At 66.2% G+C, this 26125-nt stretch carries 24 protein-coding genes; 14 read left to right on the top strand and 10 right to left on the bottom strand.

Going from position 1 to position 26125, the window contains the following annotated elements; genetic code table 11:
- Positions 1-2: 2 nt before the first annotated feature.
- Complete coding sequence (locus RBB34_RS15775; protein WP_306120200.1) at positions 3-668, bottom strand: DsbA family protein; 666 nt, start codon at positions 666-668, stop codon at positions 3-5.
- Between the two features lie 171 nt (positions 669-839).
- Between RBB34_RS15775 and RBB34_RS15770 the strand changes: the two genes are divergently transcribed.
- Entirely contained in the window at positions 840-1772 is a 933-nt protein-coding gene (locus tag RBB34_RS15770) for a DUF5996 family protein (RefSeq protein ID WP_306120199.1), read from the top strand.
- 10 nt (positions 1773-1782) lie between these two features.
- Here RBB34_RS15770 and RBB34_RS15765 read toward each other — a convergent pair whose 3' ends face one another.
- Complete coding sequence (locus tag RBB34_RS15765) at positions 1783-2340, bottom strand: Uma2 family endonuclease (protein ID WP_306120198.1); 558 nt, start codon at positions 2338-2340, stop codon at positions 1783-1785.
- 34 nt (positions 2341-2374) lie between these two features.
- A complete protein-coding gene (locus RBB34_RS15760; protein WP_306120230.1) occupies positions 2375-2806 on the bottom strand; it encodes a secondary thiamine-phosphate synthase enzyme YjbQ in 432 nt (143 codons plus the stop codon).
- Between the two features lie 94 nt (positions 2807-2900).
- On the opposite strand from RBB34_RS15760, the gene ung reads away from it, so the two are divergent.
- The 3 genes from ung to RBB34_RS15745 are packed head-to-tail and all read left to right on the top strand — an operon-like array spanning position 2901 to position 4213.
- A complete protein-coding gene (gene ung / locus RBB34_RS15755) occupies positions 2901-3599 on the top strand; it encodes a uracil-DNA glycosylase (protein ID WP_306120197.1) in 699 nt (232 codons plus the stop codon).
- Positions 3600-3630: 31 nt separating this feature from the next.
- Positions 3631-3849 (top strand): type II toxin-antitoxin system PrlF family antitoxin, encoded by a 219-nt coding sequence (locus RBB34_RS15750; RefSeq protein ID WP_306120196.1) that lies wholly within the window; start codon positions 3631-3633, stop codon positions 3847-3849.
- Positions 3836-4213, top strand: coding sequence for a type II toxin-antitoxin system PemK/MazF family toxin (locus tag RBB34_RS15745; RefSeq protein ID WP_306120195.1), 378 nt, complete (start codon positions 3836-3838; stop codon positions 4211-4213). Before RBB34_RS15750 ends, RBB34_RS15745 begins: the two co-directional genes overlap by 14 nt.
- Here the strand turns inward: RBB34_RS15745 and RBB34_RS15740 are convergent.
- The 4 genes from RBB34_RS15740 to RBB34_RS15725 form a co-directional block, all read right to left on the bottom strand.
- Positions 4193-4768, bottom strand: coding sequence for a Uma2 family endonuclease (locus RBB34_RS15740; protein ID WP_306120194.1), 576 nt, complete (start codon positions 4766-4768; stop codon positions 4193-4195). The two genes, RBB34_RS15745 and RBB34_RS15740, sit on opposite strands and share 21 nt — an antisense overlap.
- A gap of 64 nt (positions 4769-4832) precedes the next feature.
- A complete protein-coding gene (gene rpoD, locus RBB34_RS15735; RefSeq protein WP_306120193.1) occupies positions 4833-6866 on the bottom strand; it encodes an RNA polymerase sigma factor RpoD in 2034 nt (677 codons plus the stop codon).
- A gap of 334 nt (positions 6867-7200) precedes the next feature.
- Positions 7201-9117 carry a DNA primase gene (gene dnaG, locus RBB34_RS15730; RefSeq protein ID WP_306120192.1) on the bottom strand — a complete coding sequence of 639 codons (1917 nt, stop codon included), beginning with the start codon at positions 9115-9117 and terminating at the stop codon, positions 7201-7203.
- A 139-nt stretch (positions 9118-9256) separates the two neighbouring features.
- Positions 9257-9706 carry a GatB/YqeY domain-containing protein gene (locus RBB34_RS15725; RefSeq protein WP_306120191.1) on the bottom strand — a complete coding sequence of 150 codons (450 nt, stop codon included), beginning with the start codon at positions 9704-9706 and terminating at the stop codon, positions 9257-9259.
- 284 nt (positions 9707-9990) lie between these two features.
- On the opposite strand from RBB34_RS15725, the gene carA reads away from it, so the two are divergent.
- From carA to greA, 4 genes are all read left to right on the top strand, one after another.
- Complete coding sequence (gene carA, locus RBB34_RS15720; RefSeq protein WP_306120190.1) at positions 9991-11214, top strand: glutamine-hydrolyzing carbamoyl-phosphate synthase small subunit; 1224 nt, start codon at positions 9991-9993, stop codon at positions 11212-11214.
- Positions 11215-11428: 214 nt separating this feature from the next.
- Positions 11429-11884: a PilZ domain-containing protein gene (locus RBB34_RS15715; RefSeq protein ID WP_306120189.1), complete on the top strand. Its 456-nt coding sequence runs from the start codon at positions 11429-11431 to the stop codon at positions 11882-11884.
- Between the two features lie 183 nt (positions 11885-12067).
- Positions 12068-15574: a carbamoyl-phosphate synthase large subunit gene (gene carB, locus RBB34_RS15710; protein WP_306120188.1), complete on the top strand. Its 3507-nt coding sequence runs from the start codon at positions 12068-12070 to the stop codon at positions 15572-15574.
- 177 nt (positions 15575-15751) lie between these two features.
- A complete protein-coding gene (greA, locus tag RBB34_RS15705) occupies positions 15752-16225 on the top strand; it encodes a transcription elongation factor GreA (RefSeq protein ID WP_306120187.1) in 474 nt (157 codons plus the stop codon).
- A gap of 93 nt (positions 16226-16318) precedes the next feature.
- On the opposite strand, the gene RBB34_RS15700 is transcribed toward greA, so the two are convergent.
- Positions 16319-17089, bottom strand: coding sequence for an FkbM family methyltransferase (locus RBB34_RS15700; protein ID WP_306120186.1), 771 nt, complete (start codon positions 17087-17089; stop codon positions 16319-16321).
- Positions 17090-17290: 201 nt separating this feature from the next.
- Between RBB34_RS15700 and RBB34_RS15695 the strand changes: the two genes are divergently transcribed.
- From RBB34_RS15695 to RBB34_RS15685, 3 genes are all read left to right on the top strand, one after another.
- Positions 17291-18115, top strand: a complete 825-nt coding sequence (locus RBB34_RS15695; protein ID WP_306120185.1) for a hypothetical protein — start codon at positions 17291-17293, stop codon at positions 18113-18115.
- 213 nt (positions 18116-18328) lie between these two features.
- The gene (gene trxB, locus RBB34_RS15690; RefSeq protein WP_306120184.1) at positions 18329-19309 is read left to right on the top strand and encodes a thioredoxin-disulfide reductase; all 981 of its coding nucleotides are present in this window, start codon (positions 18329-18331) and stop codon (positions 19307-19309) included.
- Between the two features lie 66 nt (positions 19310-19375).
- The gene (locus tag RBB34_RS15685; protein ID WP_306120229.1) at positions 19376-20275 is read left to right on the top strand and encodes a LysR family transcriptional regulator; all 900 of its coding nucleotides are present in this window, start codon (positions 19376-19378) and stop codon (positions 20273-20275) included.
- Positions 20276-20794: 519 nt separating this feature from the next.
- On the opposite strand, the gene ettA is transcribed toward RBB34_RS15685, so the two are convergent.
- Positions 20795-22444 carry an energy-dependent translational throttle protein EttA gene (ettA, locus tag RBB34_RS15680; RefSeq protein ID WP_306120183.1) on the bottom strand — a complete coding sequence of 550 codons (1650 nt, stop codon included), beginning with the start codon at positions 22442-22444 and terminating at the stop codon, positions 20795-20797.
- A gap of 121 nt (positions 22445-22565) precedes the next feature.
- Between ettA and RBB34_RS15675 the strand changes: the two genes are divergently transcribed.
- Genes RBB34_RS15675 through RBB34_RS15665 form a run of 3 tightly spaced genes read left to right on the top strand, consistent with a single transcriptional unit; the run spans position 22566 to position 25606 of the window.
- The gene (locus tag RBB34_RS15675; protein ID WP_306120182.1) at positions 22566-23552 is read left to right on the top strand and encodes an alpha/beta hydrolase; all 987 of its coding nucleotides are present in this window, start codon (positions 22566-22568) and stop codon (positions 23550-23552) included.
- A gap of 55 nt (positions 23553-23607) precedes the next feature.
- The gene (locus tag RBB34_RS15670; RefSeq protein WP_306120181.1) at positions 23608-24423 is read left to right on the top strand and encodes a tellurium resistance protein TerC; all 816 of its coding nucleotides are present in this window, start codon (positions 23608-23610) and stop codon (positions 24421-24423) included.
- Between the two features lie 7 nt (positions 24424-24430).
- Positions 24431-25606, top strand: coding sequence for a CaiB/BaiF CoA-transferase family protein (locus tag RBB34_RS15665; RefSeq protein WP_306120180.1), 1176 nt, complete (start codon positions 24431-24433; stop codon positions 25604-25606).
- An 18-nt stretch (positions 25607-25624) separates the two neighbouring features.
- Here RBB34_RS15665 and RBB34_RS15660 read toward each other — a convergent pair.
- Positions 25625-26125, bottom strand: a 501-nt coding sequence (locus tag RBB34_RS15660; RefSeq protein WP_306120179.1) for an aminotransferase class I/II-fold pyridoxal phosphate-dependent enzyme, incomplete at its 5' end; no start/stop codon positions are given.

Here is a 26125-nt window from a genome sequence, read left to right as displayed (position 1 = left end):
GCCTAGAGCATGGAGTCGATGATCGCCGACATCTGATCAACCGATAGCGCTCCGGTGTATTTCTGCCCGTTGATGAAGAATGTGGGCGTCGCATTGACGCCGAACTCCTCGGCCGCACGCACGCGAATGGCGTTCACATCATCGAGAAGCTGCTGATCGGTCAAGCAGGCCTCGAAGCTCTCCTGTGTAAAACCGGCCAGCTTGGCGATGTTTTCCAGCGGCGCACGGGCGTTCTCGGCGCGCGCCCAGGTGGACTGTTGCTCGAACAGCACGTCGATCATAGGGAAATAGGCGTCGTTGGGCGCGCAGCGGGCGAGCATGAAGGCCGCCGCAGCGCGCGGGTCGAACGGAAATTCGCGCATGATGAGGCGCGCCTTGCCCGTGTCGACATATTTTTCGCGGATCGCCGGCCAGGTCTGGTTGTGGAACGTGGCGCAATGACCGCACGTCATGGAGGCGTATTCGACGATGGTGACCGGCGCATCGGCGTCGCCCTTGGCCATTTCGGGCAGCGGGCCGGGCTCGAGCAGCTCGTCCATGTCGACCTCGCCTTCCGGCTGGGGCACGCTCTGCGCCCAGCCGGCGCCCGTGAAAGCGGACAGGGCAAGCGGCGCGCCGGCAAGGGCGAGAAGCGTGGAACGACGGGTCAAGGGATGCGCAGCGGCCATCGGCGAGGTCTCCTGAAGTGATTTGTCCACCGTATAACGGGCTGAATCTGTTGCCAACATGGCGGATCACGTCGCGATCGCAAGGCGTATCGATAACATGTGCGTTACCGACAAGGTTTGCCGTGGCGCCGGACCCGTCCTATCGTGACCTGATCGCCATCGGAGACGACCATGCCAGCCTGGCCCAAGCTCGACTATCCCGCCTTCGCCCCGACCGGGCAAAGCCTGCACATGTGGACGCAGATGGTGGGCAAGTTCCGCCTCGCCAACACGCCGTGGGTGAACCATTCATGGCAGGTGCCGCTTTATGTCGATGCGCGCGGGCTGACGACCTCGCTGGTGGCGACAACGGACGCCGGTTTCGAGGTCCGGTTCGATTTCATCGATCACCGGCTGACGGTGGCGAGCACGGAAGGCGCGGTCGCGACGGTAGCGCTTGAGCCCATGTCGGTCGCGGAGTTTCGTGCCGCCTTCGTCGCGGCGCTCGCGGACGTCGGTGCGCCGAGCGATTTCCATGGCAGCCCCAACGAGGTGCCCGAGCCGGTGCCGTTCTTTCGGCAGACCGAACCGGGCGCCTACGATCGCGGCCAGGCGGCCGCGTTCTGGCGGGCCATGGTCGATATCGATCGGGTGTTCACACGCTTCCGGTCGGGTTTTCTGGGCAAGGTGTCGCCGGTGCATTTCTTCTGGGGCAGCTTCGACCTGGCGGTGACGCGCTTTTCGGGACGCGATGCTCCGCCGCATCCGGGGGGATTTCCCGCCCTGCCCGACGCGGTGACGCGCGAAGCCTATTCGCACGAGGTCTCCTCGGCCGGCTTCTGGCCGGGCGGCAATGGGGTGGAGGAGGCGATGTTCTTCTCCTACGCCTATCCGACGCCCGATGGGATGGCCGGGGCCGACGTCGCGCCCGAACAGGCGTACTGGCACGAGCAATTGCAGGAGTTCGTGCTGCCCTATGCGGCGGTGCGCGCCGCGGCCGACCCCGATGCGGCGCTGATGGCCTTTCTCGACAGCACCTATGCCGCCGCCGCCGATCATGGCGAATGGGACCGGGACGCGCTCGAGTGCGGCTATGGGGTGCCGGGCGTGCCGCGTCCGGCCTGATCGGGCCTGCTCAGGCCGTGTCGGCGATCACCAGCGCATGGCCAGGAACGGCGAGGGCCGTCAGGCGGTCCTCCGGCGACCGCTGTAGCACGGTGCGATAGCCGGTCGGGGTCGGATCGCGGTGGATATGGGTCTGCAGCGTCCGTGCATCGATAACCCATAGTTCGCGCACGCCAAAGGCGGCGAAGATCTGCGGTTTTCGACCGAGATCGTAGGCAAGGCTGGAATCGGCGATCTCGATGGCCAGAAGGCAATTGTCGCCGCGCAACTCGGCCAGATCGGTGTCCGTGCCGTAGACGATGAAATCGGGCTCCAGATAGGTGTCGTCCGACAGGCGGAAGGTGGTCTCCGGGATCACGCGGTACCCGGGCACATAGTGCTGCACGAGCCAGACATTGACGAGTTCCTTCAGCCGCTCGTGGCGGATTCCCTTGGGCGACATGGGTACGATCTCACCGCCGATCAGTTCGAAGCGCTCGTCCCGGCCGATCACGCCGATCTCCACCATGCGCTCGACATCGGCGATGGAGAAGGGGCGGCGCGGCAGGCCTTCGGCGGCTTGGGTCACGTGCACGGTCATGGCGGCCAATATAGCATCGCCGTCACGGCGCGCCAGCGGCCAGATGCAACACCAACTGACGCCGGTGCGGACGGTCGCGATGCTCGAACAGGTAGATGCCCTGCCAGGTCCCGAGCAGCATCCGGCCCTTGGCGACGGGAATGCCGAGCGAGGTCTGCGTCAGGGCAGCCCGGATATGGGCGGGCATGTCGTCGGCTCCCTCCAGGCGATGGGTAATGAAATCCATGGACGGATCGTCCGCAGGCGGGACCAGCCGGGCAAGAAAGGCCTGAAGATCGCGCCGCACCGAAGGATCGGCGTTTTCCTGGATGAGCAACGAACAGGAGGTGTGCCGGACAAACACCGTCACAATGCCGTCTGTTGTGGCGTGGCGCCGAACGAAGGGCTCGACCCTATCGGTGAATTCATAAAGGCCCGGACCGTTCGTCTCGATGGTCAGATGTTCAAGCGGCATGGTTTGGCTGTGGAATTCGGCCGGCAGGCGGCCGGGCCTGTTGGCTTGCGTGGACATTCGGCCGCACTATGGCCCGGTGACCGGATCAGGTAAAATGGCCGACATCAAGCTGCACGAAAGCTGGCGCGAGCCGCTCAGGAGCGAGTTCGAAAGCCCTTACATGGCCGAACTCAAGCGGTTTCTCGTGGCCGAGAAGGCGGCCGGCAAGCGCATCTTCCCGCCCGGCGGGGATTGGTTCCACGCGCTCGATGCGACGCCGCTCGACCGGGTGCGCGTGGTGATCCTGGGCCAGGACCCCTATCACGGGCCCGGCCAGGCGCACGGGCTGTGCTTTTCGGTGCGGCCGGGCGTGCGGGTGCCGCCGTCGCTGGTCAACATCTACCGCGAGCTCGAGGACGATCTGGGCATCGCGCCCCCCGATCATGGCCATCTCGAACACTGGGCCAGACAGGGCGTGCTGCTGCTCAACGCGGTGCTGACGGTCGAGGCGCATCGGGCCGCCAGCCATCGCGGGCGCGGATGGGAGCGCTTCACCGATGCGGTGATCCGGCTGGTCGACGCGCGCGAGACGCCGGCCGTCTTCATCCTGTGGGGCTCATACGCGCAGAAGAAGGCGGCCTTCGTCGACCGGTCCAAGCACCTGGTCCTGACAGCGCCGCATCCATCGCCGCTTTCGGCCCACAACGGCTTTTTCGGCTCCAAACCGTTCTCGAAGGCAAACGCGTTCCTGGAGGCGAATGGTCTGGCGCCGATCGATTGGCGGTTGCCACCCGTGCAGGCGTCGGGACATTGAACCGGGTAAGACGGTAAGCTATCTTACGCTGATGACGTCAGTTTTTTCCAAGATCACGTCCAAGAGCCAGACGGTCATTCCGCGCGAGGTGCGTGACCTGCTCGGACTCAAGCCCGGCGATCGCCTTCGCTATCGAAAGACGCCGGCCGGCATCGTCATCGAGAAGGCCGGCAGCATGGACGACGATCCGTTCGCCGTCTTCACCGAGTGGTCCAGCGCCGAAGACGACAAGGCTTATGGGGGCCTATGACGGCATGGCCGCGCAGTGGGATGTGGTCGTCGTGCCGTTTCCCTATGCCGATCGCCTCGCCGAGAAACGTCGGCCGGCGCTTGTCGTTTCGAGCGTCGCGTTTCACCGGACGACCGGGCTGATGTGGGTCGTCATGATCACCTCGACCAGCCAGCATTGGCCCGGCGATACCGAGATTGCCGACCATGCCGCCTGCGGTCTGCCGGTTCCCTCGCGCATCAGGCCAGCGAAGATCGCAGCGATCGAAGCATCCCGCATCGTCCGCGTGGCCGGGCGTATCGGCCGTGACGAGATCGCCGGCGTCCGTGCCGGTCTGGCCGCGATCCTCGGGCCGGCGGAACGATCATCCGGCGCGATAGCCTGAAAGATCGAGCGCAAAGTCGCCGATCCGGGCCGGAACGAGGCCGGTGTCGAAGCCGGTCCGCTCGATCGAGCCGTAGGCGCCGTCGGCCGGATCGCGGTGGATGGTGACGGCCATGGCGTTGACATCGACCACCCAGAGTTCGCCGATGCCGAACTCGGCATAAAGGCGCGCCTTGCGGCCCAGATCGTAGGCGAGCGAGCTATCGGCGATCTCGACGGCCAGCAGGCATGTCTCGGGCGACAGCTTCTCCAGCCCGCTGTCGGCGGGATAGACGACGAAATCGGGCTCGATGAAGGTGTCGTCGGACAGATATAAGGTGGTCTCGGGGATCGTCATCAGTTGATCCGGCAGGCCCTTGACCAATTGCCTGTTCAACCAGGCCTTGAAGCGTTCGTGTCGGATCCCCTTGGGCGACATGGGCACGATCTCCCCGCCGATCAGTTCGAAGCGTTCGTCGGGGTCGATGATGCCGGTCTCGACCATGCGCCAGATGTCATCGACCGTGAAGGCACGGCGCATGAGCCCTTCGGCGGCATCTGTGACGCGGATGTTCATGGGATGATCATACCACATCGCGCCAAATGAAGAACCCGGCGCGTTGGCCGGGTTCGTCGAACGATCACTGGTCGAGGAAGCTGCGCAGCTTCCGCGAGCGGCTCGGGTGCTTGAGCTTTCGCAGCGCCTTGGCCTCGATCTGGCGGATGCGCTCGCGCGTCACCGAGAACTGCTGGCCGACCTCTTCGAGCGTGTGGTCGGTGTTCATGCCGATGCCGAAGCGCATGCGCAGCACGCGTTCCTCGCGCGGGGTGAGCGAGGCCAGAACCCGCGTGGTCGTCTCGCGCAAATTGGCCTGGATCGCCGCGTCGATCGGAAGCACGGCGCCCTTGTCCTCGATGAAGTCGCCCAGATGGCTGTCTTCCTCGTCGCCGACCGGCGTTTCGAGGCTGATCGGCTCCTTGGCGATCTTGAGCACCTTGCGCACCTTTTCGAGCGGCATGGCGAGCTTTTCGGACAGTTCCTCCGGCGTCGGCTCGCGGCCGATCTCGTGCAGCATCTGCCGCGAGGTGCGCACGATCTTGTTGATCGTCTCGATCATGTGCACCGGAATGCGGATGGTGCGCGCCTGGTCGGCGATCGAGCGGGTGATCGCCTGACGGATCCACCAGGTCGCATAGGTCGAGAACTTGTAGCCGCGGCGGTACTCGAACTTGTCGACCGCCTTCATCAGGCCGATATTGCCTTCCTGAATGAGGTCGAGGAACTGCAGGCCCCGGTTGGTGTACTTCTTGGCGATCGAGATGACGAGTCGCAGATTGGCCTCGACCATCTCCTTCTTGGCGATCGATGCCTCCCGCTCGCCCTTTTGCACCTGATTGACGATGCGGCGGAATTCGGGGATCGAGATGCCCGTCTCGGTCGCCAGTTCCTGGATCTCGGCGCGGACGTCTGTGACGTTCACGCGCTCGTTTTTGGCGAAGTCCCGCCAGGCGTTTGACGGCAGGCGACCGACGCGGTCGAGCCAGTTGGGGTCCAGTTCGGTGCCCTGGTACTGCTTGATGAACTCCGCGCGGCCCACCCCGTAGCTTTCTGCCAGGCGCAGCAGCCTGCCCTCGTTCTGCATCAGCCGCTTGTTGATCGCGTAAAGCTGCTCGACGAGCGCATCGATGCGCTGATTGTTGAGCGACAGCGCCTTGACCTGAGCGATCAGTTCGTCCTGGAGCTGCTTGTAGCGGCGCCTTTGCGAGGATGTCAGCGTCTCGCCGTCGGCCAGCGCGTTCTCGACCTGCTGGTCCTGCAGCTTGCGCAGCTTGGCATAGGTCGAAGCGATCTTGTCGAAGGAGGCCATGACGTCCTCGCGCAGCTCGGCCTCCATGGCCGCCAGCGACAGATTGACCTCGTCCTCGTCGTCGTCCTCTTCCTCCTGGCTCTCGCCGCCGACATCGGTGATGTCATCGTGGCGGCGCGGCTGGCGCAGGGCGCGCTCCTTTTCCTCGCGTTCCTTGCGCGCCTGCTCGATCTCCTCGGGCGTGGGCACCTTGGGCGCCTGCTTGGCCTCGGGGCCGGCATAGGTCGTCTCCAGGTCGATGATGTCGCGCAGCAGGATGTTGCCTTCGAGCAGTTCGTCGCGCCAGATAATGATCGCCTGGAAGGTCAGCGGGCTTTCGCAGAGCCCGGCGATCATCGTCTCGCGGCCAGCCTCGATGCGCTTGGCGATGGCGATCTCGCCTTCGCGCGAGAGCAGTTCGACCGCGCCCATCTCGCGCAGATACATGCGAACCGGGTCGTCGGTGCGGTCGGTGGGTTCCTTCTTCCTGGCGGCGGTGGCGACGGCGCTGCCGGTGGCCGTGGCAAGCTCGGTCGAGCCCTGCTCGTCCTCGCCATTGCCGGCCTCGCCATCGGCCTCGACCTCGTCATCCTCGATGACATTGATGCCCATGTCCGACAGCATCGCCATGGTGTCCTCGATCTGCTCGGAGGTCACCTGCTCGGAGGGAAGAACGGCGTTGAGCTCGTCCATGGTCACATAGCCGCGCTTCTTGGCCGTGCGGATCAGCTTCTTGACGCTGTCGGCGCTCAGATCCAGCAGCGGGCCGTCGGCGCCCGCCTCTGTCGCGGTCTCGGCCTCGGTGTTCTCTTTTTCCTTGGTCGCCATTGATGCCCTTACTCCATGGCCGCAGGTCGCATGGCTGCCGCCGTGTCACCGAATCGGATCGTGAACCTGTTGGTCCGGCCCCGGCGGGCTAGTTGATCCGGCTTAAACTTCGATTAACCGTAAACTCCCGCAGCGCCGCCGACCGCTCGATCCGGCAGCCCGTCCCGCCGAGTTCCCCTTGCAATCTCGTCAGATAGTGATCGTCGAGACGATTCCAATGGTCCGCACAGCAATCGTTCCGGTGCCAGCCCGGTGATTCCCGCGTTTTCCGGGCACGTCAACCGCCCATGGGGCGTTTCGAACACCAATCGGGCCGAAAACCGGCGAGGCGGGCTCAAAAACTGCGGGTCGGCCGGCCCGATTGAACACCGAACCCTTCGAGCAGCGCGTCGAGCCCCTGCTGGCGCCGCACCTCGGCCTGCACGCTCAGAAGACGATAGTAATTGGTCTCGGTCGGTTCTTCGGCCAGGGCCGCCTCGGCCGCACGCAATTCGCGCGACAGCCCGCGCGTGCGCCGGTGCAGCGTCATCGCCTGGGCGAACGCCTCGCGCGCATCGTCATAGGCCGCCTCGTGCGTGAACGCCCAGAGCCGGCCCCGGCGAACGGCCGCGTCGACGGCCTCGATCAGTGCGCCATGGGCGACAAGCGCCGGCGCGGCGAGCAGGTCCTCGCGCGTGCGCGCGCCGGAGGCGGCGTGCGCCTCGAGCACGGCGCCGCGCATCGCTTCGAGCCCGGCGTGCTCGAACTCCATGGCGACGAAATCGTCGAACGCCTCGTTGATCAGGTCCGGATGGCAGATGACGGCGCTGATCAGCGCCGCCTCGCGCAGGGGCAGTTCGCCGCCGGCCCGCGCCGAGACCAGGCGGGAGCGCGCCAGGCGATCGGAGACCGCGATGCGTCCGCGCGGCAGGCGCTGGCCCTGCCCCTGCCCCGCCCGGCGCTCGCCGGAACGTTGGCCGCCGCCGGACATGCCGAAAAACGCCGCCACACGCTCGCGCATCTCCTGCGCATAGTGCCGGCGCACGCTGTCATCGCCGATGCGACCGGTCGCCTCGCGCAGCGCCGCCTCGAGCTGGGCGCGACGTTCGGGCGTCTCGAAGCTCCTGCCGCCGGTCTCGCGCAGCCACAGCATGTCGGCCGCCGAGCGCGCCTCGCCGAGCACACCTTCAAAGGCCCGGGCGCCGCCGTCCCGGACCAGATCGTCGGGATCGGTGCCGTCGGGCAGCAGCGCAAAGCGCAGCGATCTGCCCGGCTTGAGTTCGGGCAGGGCGAGGTCGAGCGTACGGAAGGCGGCCCGAAGTCCGGCCTGATCGCCATCGAAGCACAGGACCGGCTCTTCGCTTACGCGCCAGATGCGGCCGAGCTGGCTTTCGGTCAGCGCCGTGCCGAGCGGGGCGAGGGCGGTGGAAATGCCGGCCTGGTCGAGGGCGATGACGTCCATATAGCCCTCGACGGCAATCAGCCTGCCGCCCCTGGTCGCGGCGCTGCGGGCGCGGCGGAAATTGTACAGAACGTCTGACTTGTGAAAGAGCGGGCCTTCGGGCGAATTGAGATACTTGGCCGGCACGTCGGCGCTCATGGCGCGCCCGCCAAAGGCGATGACGCGCCCCTGCGCATCCTCGATGGGGAAGATGATGCGGTCGCGGAACCGGTCGTAGGAGACGGCGATGTCCTCGCCATGGACGACGAGCCCGCATTGCTCGATCTGGTCCTTGGTCGCGCCCTTTTGCGCCAGATGCTCCTTGAGCGCCGACCGGCTGTCCGGCGCATAGCCGAGGCGGAACCTGGCGATCGTTTCGGCGGTAAGCCCGCGATCGCGCAGATAGGCGCGCGCGGCCGCGCCGGCCTGCATCTGAAGCCGGCTTTCGAAGAAATTCGCGGCCTGCTCCATGACATCGTGGAGCGTGGCGCGCTGGCGTTCGCGCTGTTCGGCCTCGGGGTCGGGCTCGGGCATGGCGATGCCGGCCATCGAGGCGATGCGCTCGACCGCCTCGGGAAAGGCCAGGCCGTCGAGTTCGGTCAGGAAGCGGAAGTGATCGCCCGATGCGCCGCAGCCGAAGCAGTAATAGCGCCCCTTGCGATCCTCGCAGTGAAAGCTGGGGGTCTTTTCGCCATGGAACGGGCAGCAGGCCCAGTAGTCGCCGCGGCGCGCATTCGTCTTGCGCCTGTCCCAGGTCACGCGCTGGCCGATCACCTCGGAGATCGGCAGGCGCTCACGGATTTCATCGAGAAATGTCTGCGAAAATCGCATCGCACCCCACCGGCGTTTGCGGCCGACTCGCCGTCGGGCCGCCCGGCACCGCGATACCATGATCGCGCCGGTGCGGTCATGGTGCGACGCGATCGCGTGCGGTGCTGTGGACAGCCGTGAACAGCGGGGAAAACCGGCCTCAGCGCAGCATGCCGCGCACGATGCCGGACGCCTTGGTGAAGTCCATCTGGCCGGGGAACTGCTTCTTGAGCTTGTTCATGCACTTGCCCATGTCGCGCAGGCCCTCGGCGCCGGTGTCCTCGACCACCGCCGCACAGGCCTGCTTGAGCTCGGCCTCATCCATCTTGGGCGGCAGGAACTCGGAGATGACCTCCGATTCGTAGCGCTCCTGATCGGCCAGTTCGAGCCGGCCGGACTGCTCGTACTCGGCGACCGACTTCTCGCGCTGCTTGACCATCTTGGTCAGAATGTCGTGAAGTTCCTGATCGGAAACCGGATCGCGCCCCGCATTGCGGTTGGCGATGTCCCGGTCCTTGACCGCTGCGGCAATCAGGCGCAGCACCGCAAGGCGGCATTTGTCTTCGGAATTCTGAGCTTCTTTGAGTGCCGCATGGATCGATTCGCGCATGTCGAACTCCCGGGAAAGCTGCGGCGAGGATAGCCTCGCCCTTGCTGTCATGCAAGCTTTCAATAACCTTGCAAGCCCTTGATATTTCAGTGTTAAAATGAAAAACCAAATCGGTTCGGGCAGCGTTTGGCGGCTGCCTGGGGCGCATCTGCTCGCCTACCTTACCCAACGTTTGGTGCCCAGGGCAATGCCTGCCGACGGGCCTTGGTTGCGTTCGCCGCCAATATGGTATTTGCCTGGCCACGGCACAATATGTCACGGCAATGACGCAGCACGGATGGACCATGCCCGACACGATCGATCCACACACCGACATCCCGGCGCCCTGGGACGAGCGCTTACCGACCGCCGTACTGGTGCTCGCCGACGGCACGGTTCTGAAGGGCGAAGGCTTTGGCGCGACGGGCGCGGTGGAGGCCGAACTGTGCTTCAACACCGCCTTGACCGGCTATCAGGAGATCCTGACCGACCCGTCCTATGCGGGGCAGATCGTCACCTTCACCTTTCCGCATATCGGCAATGTCGGCGCCAATGACGAGGATATCGAGGATCTGACGCCGGCGCGCCGCGCGGGCGCGGTCGGCGCGGTTTTCAAGGCCTCGATCACCGAACCCTCCAGCTACCGGTCCGCCGGCCATCTCGATGCCTGGCTGACGGCGCGCGGCATCATCGGGCTTGCCGGTGTCGATACGCGGGCGCTGGTCGCCCATGTGCGCGCCCATGGCGTGCCCAACGCGGTGATCGCGCACGAGCCTTCGGGCCGCTTCGACCTCGACGCGCTCAAGGCGCGCGCGGCCGGCTGGAGCGGGCTCGTCGGCCGCGATCTGGCAAGGGACGTCACGTCCGGCCAGACGGCGGTTTGGACCGAAGGCCCCTGGGTCTGGGACAAGGGCTATGGCACGGGCGAAGCCGCCGACATCCACATCGTCGCCATCGACTACGGGGTCAAGCGCAACATCTTGCGGCTGATGTCCGGGCTCGGCGCCAAGGTGACGGTGATGCCGGCAACGGCGAGCGCCGAGGAAATCCTCGCCCGCGAGCCCGACGGCATCTTCCTTTCGAACGGGCCGGGCGATCCGGCCGCCACGGGCGCGTATGCCGTGCCGGTGATCAGGCAGCTTCTGGAAACCGGCATTCCGATGTTCGGCATCTGCCTTGGCCACCAGATGCTGGCGCTGGCGCTGGGCGGCAAGACCGTCAAGATGCACCAGGGCCATCACGGCGCCAACCATCCGGTCAAGGACCACACCACCGGCAAGGTCGAGATCGTCTCGATGAACCACGGCTTTGCGGTGGACGCGGCCTCGCTGCCCGCCGGCGTCACCGAAACTCACGTGTCGCTGTTCGACGGGACCAATTGCGGGCTGGCGGTCGAGGGCAAGCCGGTGTTTTCGGTGCAGCACCATCCGGAGGCCTCGCCCGGCCCGCAGGACAGTCATTACCTGTTCCGGCGCTTCTTCAACCTGATCGGCGAACGCAAGGGCCAGCCGGCGCTCGCCGAGCGGTAGGCCGGACCCGGCCGATCGGCGGCAGCCGGCGACCCCTTTCGGATCGGGCGGCTGCCAGGCTACATCTGGCCAGGGCGCACGATGCAAAGGCGCGCCGACGACACACGACCCTGCAAGAAGTCGCCCGTTTCGATGCGGCCTGACCTATGGTAAGCGCGACACGCAGGCGCGTTTTGCAAGCGTTTTCAGGCATTTACGTATCAGAGGTTGCCAGGTGATCAAGGATCAACCAGGCGGCGAGCGGCCCGTCGACAGTTACACCCCGCGCGGGGCGCGACGGCAACGCGTGCTCAAACAGGGCTTTGTCTCCTTCAACGAGCAGTTCAGCGCCATCGACTGCACGGTGCGCGATCTGAGCGAGACGGGCGCCCGGCTGGCATTTGACGGGCTCGACGTCATTCCGGACCGGTTCACGCTGCATATTCCGCTCGATGGCATTCAGGTGCCGTGCGAGCGCCGCTGGACGCGGGGCCGGCTGTGCGGGGTCGCCTTCACCGGGCCGGCCACGCCCTCCAACCTGATCAAGCGCCAGAAGATCGACCTCGCCCCGCCCGATCTTGCGGCGCCCGACGTCACCCCCGCCGCCACCGCCGAGGAGAGCCAGCCTGCGCCCGATCCGGGCAGCGAACGCCCACCGCGCCCGGCCGTCCCCTTCGGCCGCCGCAGATAGGCCTGCCCCAGCGCCGGAGATGGCGGACCGGGGCGCGCATGGGCCTGCGAATTGCGCGCGCCGCCCCTTTCTTCGAGGCGGTTAATCCCCTATAGGCCACGGCCAGCCTGACAGTTCCGTTCGACACCTGCGCCGGCCGGCCATACCGACCGGCGTTTGTGTGCAAGTGAGAGCCCGACACCCATGCCGAAGCGCACCGACATCGACTCCGTCCTCATCATCGGCGCGGGGCCGATCATCATCGGCCAGGCGTGCGAGTTCGACTATTCGGGAACCCAGGCCTGCAAGGCGCTGAAGGAGGAAGGCTACCGGATCGTGCTGGTCAATTCGAACCCGGCGACGATCATGACCGATCCGGAACTGGCCGATGCGACCTATATCGAGCCGATCACGCCCGAGGTTGTCGCCAAGATCATCGAACGCGAGCGCACCGAGCGGCCCGACGAGACGATGGTGCTGCTGCCGACGATGGGCGGGCAGACCGCGCTCAACACCGCCCTTTCGCTGAAGGCCATGGGCGTGCTCGAACGCTGGGGCGTGGAGATGATCGGCGCCACGCCCGAAGCCATCGACAAGGCCGAGGACCGCAAGCTGTTCCGCGAGGCGATGGACCGGATCGGGCTCGAGAGCCCGCGCTCGGTGCTGGTCAACGCCTCCGACATCAAGGAGCGCGACCGCAGCGCACACGAGGCGCGGCGCGAAGCGTTGCGCAAGGAGCTTTCGGGCGAGGCGCTCGACGCCGCGCTCGATGCGCTGGAACTCGAGTGGCGCGACGGCACGTTGGACCGCAAGCAGCGCTACATGACGCATGCGATGGGCCTTGCCGCCCAGGCGCTCGAGGAGGTCGGGCTGCCGGCGATCATCCGCCCGTCCTTCACGCTCGGCGGCACCGGCGGCGGCATCGCCTACAACCGCTCGGAATTCTTCGAGATCGTCGAGCGCGGGCTCGACGCCTCGCCGACCACCGAAGTGCTGATCGACGAGAGCGTGCTGGGCTGGAAGGAATACGAGATGGAGGTCGTCCGCGACCGCGACGACAATTGCATCATCGTCTGCTCGATCGAGAACGTCGACCCGATGGGCGTGCATACGGGCGATTCGATCACCGTCGCGCCGGCCCTGACGCTGACCGACAAGGAATACCAGATCATGCGCAACGCCTCGATCGCGGTGCTGCGCGAGATCGGCGTGGAGACGGGCGGCTCGAACGTGCAGTTCGCCGTCAACCCGGACACGGGCCGTCTCGTCGTCATCGAGATGAACCCGCGCGTGTCGCGCTCGTCGGCGCTGGCCTCCAAGGCGACGGGCTTTCCGATCGCCAAGGTGGCGGCCAAGCTGGCGGTCGGCTACACGCTCGACGAACTCGAAAACGACATCACCGGCGGGGCGACGCCGGCCTCGTTCGAGCCGTCGATCGACTATGTCGTCACCAAGATCCCGCGCTTTGCCTTCGAGAAATTCCCCGGCGCCGAGCCGATCCTGACCACGGCGATGAAGTCGGTCGGCGAGGTGATGGCGATCGGCCGGACCTTCGCCGAATCGCTGCAGAAGGCGCTGCGCGGTCTTGAAACCGGGCTGACCGGGCTCGACGAGATCGAAATCCCCGGTCTTGGCGAGGGCGACGACAAGAACGCCATCCGCGCCGCGCTCGGCACGCCGACGCCGGACCGGTTGCGCATGGTCGCCCAGGCGATGCGGCTGGGCTTTTCGCTTGACGACATTCATGCCGCCTGCGCCATCGACATGTGGTTCCTCGAGCAGATCGCCGCGATCGTGGCGATGGAAGCGCGCGTGCGGGCGCACGGCCTGCCGGGCGATGCCGCCAACATGCGCATGCTCAAGGCGATGGGCTTTTCCGACCAGCGCCTTGCCTCGCTCGTCGCGGATGGCGAATCGCGCGTGCGCGCGCATCGCCAGGCGCTCGGCGTGCGCCCGGTCTACAAGCGCATCGACACCTGCGCGGCCGAGTTCGCCTCGCCGACGGCCTACATGTATTCGACCTACGAGACGCCCTTCGCCGGCCAGCCGCGTTCGGAGGCCGAGGTCTCGGACCGCCGCAAGGTGGTGATCCTGGGCGGCGGGCCGAACCGGATCGGCCAGGGCATCGAGTTCGACTATTGCTGCTGCCATGCGGCCTTCGCGCTCGCCGATGCGGGCTTCGAGGCGATCATGGTCAACTGCAACCCAGAGACCGTGTCGACCGATTACGACACGTCCGACCGGCTCTATTTCGAGCCGTTGACGACCGAGGACGTGCTGGAGATTCTGGCGGTCGAGCAATCGAAGGGCACGCTGGCCGGCGTGATCGTGCAGTTCGGCGGGCAGACCCCGCTCAAGCTCGCCAACGCGCTCGAAGACGCCGGCATTCCGATCCTGGGCACCGCGCCCGATGCGATCGATCTGGCCGAGGACCGCGACCGCTTCGCCAAGCTCCTGACCAGGCACGATCTCACCCAGCCCGATAACGGCATCGCCTATTCGGTCGAGCAGGCGCGGCTCGTGGCCGGCCGGCTGGGCTTTCCGCTGGTGGTGCGGCCGTCCTATGTGCTGGGCGGGCGGGCGATGCAGATCCTGGGCGACGAGGCGGCGCTCGATTCCTATCTTCTCGGCACCGTGCCCGAGCTGATCCCCGGCGACATCAAGGCCCGTTATCCCAACGACAAGACCGGCCAGATCAACACGCTGCTGGGCGCCAATCCGCTCTTGTTCGACACCTATCTGGCCGGCGCCATCGAGGTCGACGTGGACTGCCTGAGCGACGGCGAGAACGTGCATGTCGCCGGCGTGATGGAGCATATCGAGGAGGCGGGCATCCATTCGGGCGACAGCGCCTGCTCGCTGCCGGTGCATTCGCTTTCCGGCGAAATCGTCGCCGAACTCGAGCGCCAGTCCGAGGTCCTGGCGCGGGCGCTCGATGTCGGCGGGCTGATGAACGTGCAGTTCGCCATCCAGGACGGCACCGTCCATGTGCTCGAGGTCAATCCGCGCGCATCGCGCACGGTGCCGTTCGTGGCCAAGGCCGTCGGCCGGCCGATCGCCAAGATCGCCGCGCGCGTGATGGCCGGCGAAACGCTCGAGGCGGCCGCGGCCGCCTATGGCGGGCTGAAGGGCAGCGACGATCTGGGCCATATCGCGGTCAAGGAGGCGGTCTTTCCCTTCTCCAAGTTTCCCGGCGTCGACACGCTGCTGGGTCCGGAAATGCGCTCGACGGGCGAGGTGATGGGTCTTGACGACGATTTCGCCATCGCCTTTGCCAAGGCGCAACTGGGCGCGGGCGCCGAACTGCCCAGGTCGGGCACGGTCTTCGTTTCGGTGCGCGATGGCGACAAGCCGCGGATCGTCGAAACGGTGCGCCTGTTCACGCGGCTCGGCTTCGGCGTTATGGCGACCGGCGGCACGCAACGCTTTCTCGTCGAGCACGGGGTCGAGGCGAAGAAGGTCAACAAGGTGCTCGAGGGCCGGCCGCATATCGAGGATGCGATCCGCAACCGGCAGGTGCAGATCGTCATCAACACGACCGAGGGCAAGAAGGCGCTGTCGGATTCCAAATCGCTGCGGCGGGCGGCGCTCGAACACAAGCTGCCCTATTTCACCACGATCGCCGGCGCCGTCGCGGGCGGCGAGGCGGTGGCCGCACTCGCTCGCGGCGAACTGGACGTCAAGCCGCTGCAGGCCTATCACGGGCGGTGAACATGGTCTGCCCCGGCGTGATTCGCCGGGCGGCGGGCGGGGCTTAACTTCGCCGCACAGTTGACGTAATGTTCGATCAAGGAAGGTCCTGGCGGTTCGCAGGCTTCGTGCTTGGCGGGCCGCTTTTGTTTGGTGACGCCGGCACGGGGCCGGCGTGGTTTCCTGGTGAGGTTAGCCATGAACAAGGTTCCGATGACACGGCACGGCCACGCTCAGTTGCAGGAGGAGTTGCGCTGGCGCACCCATGAGGAACGCCCCCGCATCATCGAGGCGATCGCCGAGGCGCGGGCCCATGGCGACCTTTCGGAAAACGCCGAGTATCACGCCGCCAAGGAAGCCCAGGGCCACAATGAGGGCCGAATTTCCGAACTCGAGGGGCTGTTGTCGCGCGCCGAGGTGATCGATATCAGCTCGATGAGCGGCGAGGTGGTCAAGTTCGGCGCCACCGTCACGCTGATCGACGAGGACACCGAGGAAGAAAAGCGCTACCAGATCGTCGGCGACCAGGAAGCGGACGTCAAGGCGGGCAAGATCTCGATCTCCTCGCCGATCGCGCGCGCGCTGATCGGCAAGACGGTGGGCGATTCTGTCGAGGTGCTCGCACCGGGCGGCGCCCACAGCTACGAGATCGACGGGGTGGAGTTCGTTTGAGCCGCGCGGCGGAGCGGATCGACGGCGCTTTCATGCAGGACACGATCTCCGGCCGGTCCTTCAAGCCCGCCGACCTGGACGTTGCGGGGCGGTTCAGTCTCGCTTCGCCACCAGGATACGGCCCTTGTGAAAGTATTCCACACGCGCTCCGGTGGCAGTGAGGATCGCCTCGCAGGCATTTGCGGTGGATGTGCCGTTTCGCTCGGGGCTTACGTCGATGACCAAGACCCGCACGAAGGGCAGCACCTCAAGGGCGCCCTTCAGAACCTCCGGCTCAGCACCTTCGGCGTCACACTTCATGACATCCACATGCGTGATGCCGTTCTCCAACAAGAGCCGGTCCAGGCGGCGCGTAGGGACCGAATATGACGCTGACCAGTTGTCCGGCTCGATTAGGGACGAGTCCGCGCCCTCGGGGAAAGCGTAGAACGTTGCCTCCCCGTCGGCCTCAGCGCATGCGAGCTGGATGCATCGGACTGTGCCGAATTGCTCCGTGTTGCGAGCGAGAGCGGCCCAGTTGCGCCGATCCGGTTCGATTGCGAACACGTCGGCACCCGCTTCGGCAGCATGGAGAGTGAACTCACCGACGTTCGCACCGACGTCAACGACCACCTGGCCGGGCGCGATGTGGAAATGCTCGCCGGCGCCGTAGCGGCTCGCCACACGTGCGAGGCGGTGCGCGTAGCCGCGGGAATACAGTCGAATGCGCCTCTCGGCCACGAAGTGAAGCCGGCTGCCACCGACGAAGCGGGCGACGAGCAGGTCGCCATCACGCTCGATGCGGCGCGGAACGAGGCCTGCAACGCCGAGCCGAGCCGCGAAGTTGAAACCGCTGTTCCAGGCAAAGGACATCAGTTGGTGCATCGAATCCCCCAGCCCCCAAAAGCGACCGCCGGGAATGCGGGGCTGTCGGTGCCAGTTACCTCTGCAAATCGGCGAACGCAATGTCCGCGCCGTCGCTGTCCCGCGACCATATCAATGGCTCTGACCTTTCTGCGGTGCCGGGCCATTGGGCGATAGCGAAAGAACTGTCATCGACCGCGTCGGGCTGCTAGACGCCGAGGCATGTTGAACGTCGTCTGCATGAAGTGGGGCAACAAGTATCCTTCCTATTACGTCAATCGCCTTCACGCGGGCGTGCAGCGCTGGCTCGAACGCGATTTCCGTTTCATCTGCTTCACCGATGACAGTGCCGGTGTCAACGCGGATATCGAGACACATCCGTTGCCTGAAGAGGAGTTCGAAGCGGAACTCATAGCGGGAATGCAGCGGCGGGGAAGAAAAGGCGCGTGGCGCAAGATATCGCTTCTCCGCCCTGGCCTGGCCGATATGGAAGGGCCGATTTTGGGCTTCGATCTTGATGTCGCCATTGCGGGACCGCTTGATGCGATTGTCGACTTCGCACCGCAGAAAGTCGCCATGCGGCGCGAATGGCGCTACGAATGGCAAGGACGTGATGGCGGGCATGGCTCGGTGTTCTGTCTCGAGCCACACCTTCATCCCTATCTTTACGAGGAGTTTGCCGCCGATCCGGCTGGCGCCATCGATCGCCACAAGGGCAGCGAGCAATACTACACGTCGATGACAGCGCTTCGGCACGGTTCGCTGGCCTATCTGCCGGGCGATCTGATTTGCAGCTTCAAGCGAAACGCCATACCGGCATGGCCGTTCAATTATCTTCGGGCGCCTGTGTTGCCCGACAATTGCCGCGTGATGTGCTTCCATGGTCGACCCAGCATGGAGGAGGCGATGTCCGGCTATCGCCGCACGTTGCGATATCGCTGCAAACCAGCCGACTGGCTTGCCCGGTGCTGGTTCGATCCGGCCGAAGCCTTGCCAACCGCGAGCCGTCGCACGCCTGACCACGCGCCGCCCTGTCGCTCATTTTGACCTGCTTGTCCCATCGAGCCGTCATGGCTTGATCGCGGACGGCGCTTTTGGCATTTGCTGTGGCTAGACTCGTACAGCCGGCCGAAAAGGGCAGCGAGGGGCGGTATTGCCAGCCGACAACACCTATATCCGGGCGGACATGAAATGGCCTTCGGGCGCGGGTCGTTACATTCGCGCCCGGTGAGCCGCAGAAGTGCAAAGAAAGGGCGGACAATGCCACAGACAGTCCATACCCCCGTCCTCATCATCGGCTCGGGGCCGGCGGGGTACACCGCCGCCATCTATGCCGCGCGCGCCATGCTCGAACCGGTGCTTGTCGCCGGCATGCAGGAAGGCGGGCAGATGACGATCACCACCGATGTGGAGAACTATCCCGGCTTCGCCGACGTCATCCAGGGTCCCTGGCTGATGGAGCAGATGCGGCTGCAGGCCGAGCATGTGGGCACCGACATGCGCCATGACGTGATCACCGAGGTCGATCTCGACGCGCGCCCGTTCCGCGCGATCGGCGACAGCGGCACGGTCTATACCGGCGACACGCTGATCATCGCCACCGGCGCCCAGGCCAAGTGGCTGGGTATCGACAGCGAGCAGACCTACAAGGGCTTCGGCGTTTCGGCCTGCGCCACCTGCGACGGCTTCTTCTACCGCGACAAGGACGTGGTGGTCGTCGGCGGCGGCAACACGGCCGTCGAGGAAGCGCTCTACCTGGCCAACCTCGCCAGATCGGTCAAGCTGGTGCACCGGCGCGACGCGTTGCGCGCCGAAAGGATCCTGCAGGACCGGCTGTTCAAGAAGGACAACGTGGCCATCGTCTGGGACAGCGTCGTCGAGGAGATCACGGGCGCCAAGACCAATCCCGCGCTGCCGGCGGCCGTCAATGGCGTCAGGCTGAAGAACGTGCAGACCGGCGCGGTCACCGAGATGGCGGTCGACGGCGTGTTCGTGGCCATCGGCCATTCGCCCGCGGTGGACCTGTTCGAGGGCAAGCTCAAGCAGCGCCCGAACGGCTATCTGTGGACCGCGCCCGATTCGACCGTCACCTCGGTGCCGGGCGTGTTCGCGGCGGGCGATGTGACCGACGATGTCTACCGGCAGGCCGTGACCGCGGCGGGGCTGGGCTGCATGGCGGCGCTGGAGGCGGAGAAATTCCTCGCCGCGCAGGAAGCCGGGCAGATGGAAGCGGCCGAATAGGCCATCTGGGACAATCGATTGCCGGGCCGGCGCGCCGGCACGACACAGGAGCCGAAGGGTCCGGCAATGCCGCTCGACTGGGACAAGTTGCGTGTCTTTCACGCCGCCGCGCAGGCCGGCTCGTTCACGCAGGCCGGCGAACGGCTGCACATCTCCCAGTCGGCGGTCAGCCGCCAGGTCTCGGCGCTGGAGGCCGATATCGGCGCGCCGCTGTTCAACCGCCATGCGCGCGGGCTGGTGCTGACCGAACAGGGCGAAATGCTGTTTCGCACCGCGCATGACGTCTTCCTGCAGCTCGAAAACGTCAAGGCCAAGCTGACCGAGGCGACCGACCGGCCGACCGGACGGCTCAGGATCACCACCACGGTCGGGCTGGGCTCGGGCTGGCTGACCTATCGGGTGCAGGAGTTCCTGGAGCTTTATCCCGACATCCAGGTGCAGCTCGTGCTCTCCAACGAGGAGCTCGACCTCAACCAGCGCCAGGCCGACTGCGCCATTCGGCTGCGCCAGCCGCAGCAGCCCGATCTGATCCAGCGGCGGCTGTTCACGGTGCATTTCCACGTCTACGCCTCGCCGGGCTACATCGCCCGGTTCGGCGCGCCCAAGACGATCGACGACCTCGACAAGCACCGCATCATCGCCTTCGGCGAGCCGGCGCCGAGCTACCTGCTCGAACTCAATTCGCTGCTGACGCTGGGCCGCGAAGAAGGCAAGCCGCCGCGCAGCGCGGCGCTGGAAATCAACTCGATCATGTCGATCAAGCGGGCCGTTCAGCGCGGGGTGGGCATCGCCATGTTGCCCGACTATGCGGTGGAGCGCGACGCGGGGCTGGTGCGGGTGATCGAAAACGTCGCTTTGCCGTCCTTCGACACCTATTTCGCCTATGCCGAGACGATGCGCGGTTCGGCGCGGCTGCAGGCGTTTCGCGACTTCCTGTTCGCAAAGGCGCGCGGCTGGGAGTACTGAACATGCCGCCCAGGGGCGGCCGGCGCGGACCCGCACGCCGATGCCGCCGGCAAGCGAACCGGCCAGGCGGCCGATCCGCCTCCGGTGTTGCTGCAGCGCACCGTACGGCGGCCCGACGGGCAGGCAGTTCACGTCGCGCCATGCACATTCATGCGGCGCAGTGTCGCATTGCTGGGCAGGAATTGTTGGATTTCCGGCCCATCCGCTACAAATCGCCGCACAAGCCATGCATTCCAGCATATGTGCATTGCACAAAATGCAATTGAAGAACGGCGCCGGCTGTCCCATATTGGCGGTGTCGAAGGGGCAACTACCTCCTCCCAGTTGCTTCGGAGACGCGCTTTGCGAGGGCACCTCCTCCCGCCCTCGCAGACAGTTTGAACCGGGCCGCTACCTCCTCCCAGCGGTCCGGTTTTTTCTTGTCCGGAGTTGATGGCCCGATCCGCGCCCGTCGAAGGCGCGCCAGCCCAGTGGCGCCTGTCTGGCGGCGGGCGCCCTGGCATCCGCCGCCAGCGCCTCCTACCGCGTCAATCGCTTGTAGGTCACGCGCTTGGGATTGACGCTTTCCGGCCCCAGCCTTCTGATCTTGTCGTCCTCGTACTCGGCGAAGTTGCCCTCGAACCATTCGACATGGCTGTCGCCCTCGAACGACAATATGTGCGTGGCCAGGCGATCAAGGAACATGCGGTCGTGGCTGATCACGACGGCGCAGCCGGCGAAGTTCTCCAGCGCCTCCTCGAGCGCGGCGAGCGTTTCGGTGTCAAGATCGTTGGTCGGCTCGTCGAGCAGGATGACATTGCCGCCCTCCTTGAGCATCTTGGCCAGATGCACCCGGTTGCGCTGGCCGCCCGACAGCGTGCCAACCTTCTGCTGCTGGTCGCCGCCCTTGAAGTTGAAGGCGCCGCAATAGGCGCGCGAATTGACCTCGTGCGGGCCGAGCCTGATGATGTCGTTGCCGCCGGAAATCTCCTCCCAGACGGTCTTGTCCGGATCGAGCGCATCGCGGCTCTGGTCGACATAGGACAGCTCGACCGTCTCGCCGACGACGATCTGCCCGCTGTCGGGCTGCTCCTGGCCGGTGATCATGCGGAACAGGGTCGACTTGCCCGCCCCGTTCGGCCCGATCACCCCGACGATGCCGCCCGGCGGCAGCTTGAAGTCGAGATCGTCGATCAGCAGCCTGTCGCCATAGCCCTTGGTCACGTCGCGGGCCTCGATCACCTCGTTGCCCAGACGCTGGCCGGCGGGGATGATGATCTGCGCGTCGCCCGGCCGGCGGTCACTGGCCGCCTTGACCAGTTCGTCATAGGCGCGGATGCGCGCCTTGGACTTGGCCTGGCGCGCGCGCGGGGCGGCGTTGATCCACTCGGCCTCGCGCGCGAGCGCCTCTTGCCGCGCCGCCTCCTCGCGGCCCTCTTGCGCCATGCGTTTGGCCTTGGCTTCCAGATAGGCGGTGTAGTTGCCCTCGTAGGGGATGCCGCGGCCGCGATCGAGCTCCAGAATCCAGCCGGTGACGTTGTCCAGGAAATAGCGGTCGTGGGTGATCATCAGCACCGAGCCTGGGTATTCGCGCAGATGCTTTTCCAGCCAGGCGATGGTTTCGGCATCGAGGTGGTTGGTCGGCTCGTCGAGCAGCAGCAGGTCGGGCTGGCGCAAAAGGAGCTGGCACAGCGCCACGCGGCGCTTCTCGCCGCCGGACAGATGGTCGACGGCGGAGTCGCCGGGCGGGCAGCGAAGGGCCTCCATCGCCATCTCGACCTGGCTGTCGAGATCCCACAGGTTCTGGGCGTCGATGATGTCCTGGAGTTTCGCGCCCTCCTCGGCGGTCTCGTCGGAATAGTTCATCATCAGTTCGTTGTAACGGTCGAGGATCGCCTTCTTTTCGGCGACGCCCTCCATGACGTTTTCGAGCACCGTCTTGTCGGGATCGAGCTGCGGCTCCTGGGGCAGGTAGCCGCGCGTTGCGCCGTCGGCGATCCAGGCTTCGCCGTTGAACTCGGTGTCGAGGCCGGCCATGATGCGCAGCACGGTCGACTTGCCCGCTCCGTTCGGCCCCAGAATGCCGATCTTGGCGTCCGGGTAGAAGGACAGGTTGATGTTCTCGAGCACCTTCTTGTTGCCATAGGCCTTGGAAAGGCCGGAAATGTGATAGATGAACTGGCGTGCCACGCGCGAGGCTCCTTGGATCGCGATGATGGGAAATCGGGCGCGTTCTAGGCGAAACGCCGGGCAAGGGCAATCGGCGGCGGCCCGTCGGGCGCCGGCGAGGCCGGCGCATGGACGGGACAGCATGACAGATAAGACCGGCTCACGGGACGCGAGGACGCACACCGCGTTCGAAGACCGCCTCGAACTCGCCGCCCCGAGCGGGGCGAGGCTGAATGTCTACCGGCAAGCGGCGGCCGCGCCGGCGCGCGGCATCGTGCACGTCAATCACGGGGTCGCCGAGCACGCGGCGCGCTATGGCCGCTTCGCGCGCGCGTTGGCCGCGGCGGGCTGGCATGTGTATGCACACGACCATCGCGGCCATGGCGGCACGCGCGCGCCGGACGCCCCGCCGGGCGTGTTCTCGCTTGGCGGCGACGGGATCGGCAAGGTGATGGCCGATTGCGCGGCGGTTCAGGACCATGCGCGCGCTGCCCATGGCGGCCTGCCTGTGGTCATGTTCGGCCATTCCATGGGCGGGCTGATCGCCATGAACCACGCGCTCGCCCATGCCGAAAGGCTGGCCGGCGTGGCGGTCTGGAACGCGAACCTTGCGCGCGGGATCGCCGCGCATGCCGCGCGCATCGTGCTTGGCTGGGAACGGCTTCGCCTCGGCTCGGACGTGCCCTCGCGCCTGCTGCCACGTTTGACGTTTGCCGCCTGGGCGAAGGCGGCCGGCGACGGGCGCACGCCGTTCGACTGGCTGAGCCATGTCGAGGCCGAGGTCGATGCGTACATCGCCGATCCGCTGTGCGGATGGGACCCCTCGGTCGGTCTGTGGCAGGCGGTGTTCGCCATGATGCGCCGGGGCGCGGATGTCGCAGGCGCATCGGCGCGCGCCCGTGCCCTGCCCTTTCATCTGGTCGGCGGCGGCAAGGATCCGGCAACGGCGAACGGGGCGGCGGTGCGCGCCCAGGCCGAACGGCTGCGGCGCGCCGGCTTTGCCGACGTCACGGTGGCGATCTATCCCGATGGCCGGCACGAGACGCTGAACGACCGCGTCGCAGGGCCGGCCACGGCCCATCTTCTGGTCTGGCTCGACACCCATGTCCGGCGCGATGCGGCCGGGTGACGCATCCGCCCGGCTCTGCTAAGCGGAGCGCGCCAACAACCGCATGGGGCGCCCGATGGAGCTATTGACCGACCTGTTCACGCTGCAGAACCTGACCGTCTTTTTGGTCCTGACGGCTCTGGAGACCGTTCTGGGCTTCGACAACCTGCTGTACATCTCGCTCGAGGCCAAGAAAGCGGGCCCCGAAAACGAGGCCCAGGTGCGCCGGCTCGGAATCATCCTGGCGATCGTGCTGCGCATCGTGCTGCTGTTCGTCGTGCTGCAGCTGATCCAGGCGTTTGAGGACCCGTTCGCGACGATCTCCGTTCCGCCCTTCATCGAAGGCGAGATTTCCGGCCACGCGCTGATCGTGCTCGCCGGCGGGGTGTTCCTGATCTACACCGCCACGCGCGAGATCTTCCACCTTCTTGCGATCGACGATCTGGGCCATGGCGAAGAGCGGCAGGCGACCTCCTCGATGATGCGCGCGCTGTTCTGGATCACCGCGATGAACCTGGTGTTTTCCTTCGACACGGTCCTCTCGGCGGTGGCGCTGACCGACAATTTCATCGTCATGACCGCGGCGATCGTCATTTCCGGCGCGCTCATGGTGCTGATGGCCGAAACGGTGGCCAACTTCCTGGACCGCAACCGCATGTACGAGGTCGTCGGCCTGTTCGTGCTGCTGCTGGTCGGCATCCTGTTGACCACCGAGGGCGGGCACCTTGCGCATCTGGCCTTCTTCGGCTTTACCGTCGAGGCGATGAGCAAGACCACCTTCTATTTCGTGCTGGTGACCATGGTTCTGGTCGAGATCGTCCAGGGCCGCTACCAGCGCAAGCTCTTGGCCGAAAAGCGCCTGAAATCGCGCAAGATCCGCGCCCGGGCCTGATGCGCGCATGACGACGACCGAAAAGCCGCTCGCCGGCATCCGCGTGATCGAACTGGCGCGGGTGCTCGCCGGCCCCTGGGCCGGGCAGATGCTGGCCGATCTGGGCGCGGACGTGATCAAGGTCGAGCATCCCGATGGCGGCGACGAGACGCGCGGCTGGGGACCGCCCTTCATCACCGATGCGCACGGCAATCCGCTTTCGGCCGCCTATTTCCACAGCGCCAATCGCGGCAAGCGCTCGGTCGCCGTCGACTTCAAGACACCCGATGGCCAGGCCACCGTGCGCAAGCTTGCCGCGCGCGCCGATGTCGTCATCGAGAACTTCAAGGTCGGCGGCCTCGCCAAATACGGGCTCGACCATGCGAGCCTCGCCGCGCTGAACCCCAGACTGGTCACCTGTTCGATCACCGGCTTCGGCCAGACCGGCCCCTACAAGGACCGGGCGGGCTACGACTTCATCATCCAGGGCATGGCCGGCTTCATGTCGGTGACCGGCGAGCCTGACCGCCAGCCGATGAAGGCCGGCGTTGCCATCGCCGACATCTTCAGCGGACTTTACGCGACCGCGGCGGTCGAGGCGGCGCTGATCGCGGCGCTCAGAACCGGCCGGGGCCGCCATGTCGACATCGCGCTGATGGACGTCATGCTGGCCGCCATGGCCAACCAGAACATGAACTTCCTGGCGACGGGCACTCCGCCGAACCGGCTCGGCAATGCCCATCCGAACATCGCGCCCTATCAGGTGATCGAGACAGCCGACGGGTTCGTCATCATCGCGGTCGGCAATGACGGCCAGTTCGGCCGTTTGTGCGCACTCGTCGGCGCCGACGATCTGCCCGCCGATCCGCGCTTTGCAACGAACCGGGCGCGTGTCGAAAACCGGGCTGCGCTAACCGAAAGGCTGGTCGAGAAGACGCGCCGGTGGCGCCGTGACGATCTGGTCGCCGGCTGCGAAAGGGCCAACGTGCCGATCGGGCCGATCAATACCATCGCCGACGCCTTCGCCGATCCGCAGATCGTCGCGCGCGGCATGCGCGTCGACCTGCCCGACGCGGCGGGCAACCCGATCGCGTCTGTGCGCATGCCGGTGATGATGGACGGGCACGGCCTCTGCGCCGAACGCCCCTCGCCGCGTCTGGGCGAGCATACCGAGGCGGTTCTGGCGGAGCTGGAGGCCGGCTGACGCCGGCGCCCGGTGCCCCTACGCCACGGCCCGTGCCAGGGCGCACTGGCTCCATAGGTCGCACAGCGAAGAGGCCAGATGGGCGATGTCGGCATCGCTGTGGAACGGGGTCGGCGTGATCCTCAGCCGCTCGGTGCCCACCGGCACCGTCGGATAGTTGATCGGCTGCACATAGATCCCGTAGGTCTCCAGCAGGATGTCGGAGATCCATTTGCACTTGGCCGCATCGCCCACCATCACCGGCACGATGTGCGAGGGGTTTTGCATATGCGGAATGCCCAGCCGGTCGAGCGCGGCGCGCACTTTCCCGACAGCCTCCTGGTGGGCGCGGCGCTTTTCGTCATGGGCCTTCAGATGCCGGATCGAGGCCACCGCACCCGCCGCCAGCGCCGGCGGCAGCGCGGTCGTGAAGATGAAACCGCTGGCGAACGAGCGCACGAAGTCGACAAGGTTCCGCGAGCCGGTGATGTAGCCGCCCATCACGCCGAACGCCTTGCCGAGCGTGCCCTCGATCACGTC

Source organism: Roseitalea sp. MMSF_3546, assembly GCF_030732865.1.
Classification (GTDB): domain Bacteria; phylum Pseudomonadota; class Alphaproteobacteria; order Rhizobiales; family Rhizobiaceae; genus Roseitalea.
This window is presented reverse-complemented; position numbering and strand designations above follow the sequence as displayed.

Excerpts from the sequence above, each read along its gene's own strand:
- RBB34_RS15775 (WP_306120200.1), bottom strand. The coding sequence starts at position 668 with ATGGCCGCTGCGCATCCCTTGACCCGTCGTTCCACGCTTCTCGCCCTT.
- RBB34_RS15770 (WP_306120199.1), top strand. The coding sequence starts at position 840 with ATGCCAGCCTGGCCCAAGCTCGACTATCCCGCCTTCGCCCCGACCGGG.
- RBB34_RS15760 (WP_306120230.1), bottom strand. The coding sequence starts at position 2,806 with ATGCCGCTTGAACATCTGACCATCGAGACGAACGGTCCGGGCCTTTAT.
- ung (WP_306120197.1), top strand. The coding sequence starts at position 2,901 with ATGGCCGACATCAAGCTGCACGAAAGCTGGCGCGAGCCGCTCAGGAGC.
- RBB34_RS15750 (WP_306120196.1), top strand. The coding sequence starts at position 3,631 with ATGACGTCAGTTTTTTCCAAGATCACGTCCAAGAGCCAGACGGTCATT.
- RBB34_RS15745 (WP_306120195.1), top strand. The coding sequence starts at position 3,836 with ATGGGGGCCTATGACGGCATGGCCGCGCAGTGGGATGTGGTCGTCGTG.
- RBB34_RS15740 (WP_306120194.1), bottom strand. The coding sequence starts at position 4,768 with ATGAACATCCGCGTCACAGATGCCGCCGAAGGGCTCATGCGCCGTGCC.
- rpoD (WP_306120193.1), bottom strand. The coding sequence starts at position 6,866 with ATGGCGACCAAGGAAAAAGAGAACACCGAGGCCGAGACCGCGACAGAG.
- dnaG (WP_306120192.1), bottom strand. The coding sequence starts at position 9,117 with ATGCGATTTTCGCAGACATTTCTCGATGAAATCCGTGAGCGCCTGCCG.
- RBB34_RS15725 (WP_306120191.1), bottom strand. The coding sequence starts at position 9,706 with ATGCGCGAATCGATCCATGCGGCACTCAAAGAAGCTCAGAATTCCGAA.
- carA (WP_306120190.1), top strand. The coding sequence starts at position 9,991 with ATGCCCGACACGATCGATCCACACACCGACATCCCGGCGCCCTGGGAC.
- carB (WP_306120188.1), top strand. The coding sequence starts at position 12,068 with ATGCCGAAGCGCACCGACATCGACTCCGTCCTCATCATCGGCGCGGGG.
- greA (WP_306120187.1), top strand. The coding sequence starts at position 15,752 with ATGAACAAGGTTCCGATGACACGGCACGGCCACGCTCAGTTGCAGGAG.
- RBB34_RS15700 (WP_306120186.1), bottom strand. The coding sequence starts at position 17,089 with ATGCACCAACTGATGTCCTTTGCCTGGAACAGCGGTTTCAACTTCGCG.
- RBB34_RS15695 (WP_306120185.1), top strand. The coding sequence starts at position 17,291 with ATGTTGAACGTCGTCTGCATGAAGTGGGGCAACAAGTATCCTTCCTAT.
- trxB (WP_306120184.1), top strand. The coding sequence starts at position 18,329 with ATGCCACAGACAGTCCATACCCCCGTCCTCATCATCGGCTCGGGGCCG.
- RBB34_RS15685 (WP_306120229.1), top strand. The coding sequence starts at position 19,376 with ATGCCGCTCGACTGGGACAAGTTGCGTGTCTTTCACGCCGCCGCGCAG.
- RBB34_RS15675 (WP_306120182.1), top strand. The coding sequence starts at position 22,566 with ATGACAGATAAGACCGGCTCACGGGACGCGAGGACGCACACCGCGTTC.
- RBB34_RS15670 (WP_306120181.1), top strand. The coding sequence starts at position 23,608 with ATGGAGCTATTGACCGACCTGTTCACGCTGCAGAACCTGACCGTCTTT.
- RBB34_RS15665 (WP_306120180.1), top strand. The coding sequence starts at position 24,431 with ATGACGACGACCGAAAAGCCGCTCGCCGGCATCCGCGTGATCGAACTG.